Source organism: Mesorhizobium sp. M8A.F.Ca.ET.202.01.1.1 (assembly GCF_004791595.1).
Classification (GTDB): Bacteria; Pseudomonadota; Alphaproteobacteria; order Rhizobiales; family Rhizobiaceae; genus Mesorhizobium.
In genome coordinates this window covers 1-317 of record NZ_SRUN01000190.1, presented here as the reverse complement: position 1 = coordinate 317, position 317 = coordinate 1, and the positions used below count along the sequence as shown (strand labels likewise).

Here is a 317-nt window from a genome sequence, read left to right as displayed (position 1 = left end):
CCGGCGTTGGCTTCCTGGGTGCCGGCGTGATCATGAAGGAAGGCATGAACGTGCGCGGCCTGAACACGGCCGCCACCCTGTGGTGCTCGGCGGCCGTTGGCAGCTGCACCGGCGCGGACATGCTGGCCGAGGGCGTGCTGCTGACCGTGCTGATCATCGCCGGCAACACCCTGCTTCGGCCCCTGGTCAATGCGATCAACCGCATCCCGATCAACGAGGCGGCGACCGAGGCCACCTACGAGGTGCGCCTGAGCGTGGACGCCGAAGCGGTGCCGCGGGTGCGCGAGCGCCTGGTCGACGCGCTGGAGGCGGCGCAG

At 70.7% G+C, this 317-nt stretch carries 1 protein-coding gene; it reads left to right on the top strand.

Features of this window, described 5'->3' with window-relative positions; genetic code table 11:
• On the top strand, nt 1–317 hold a 317-nt coding region (locus EN845_RS34440), incomplete at both ends, for an MgtC/SapB family protein (protein ID WP_189587446.1).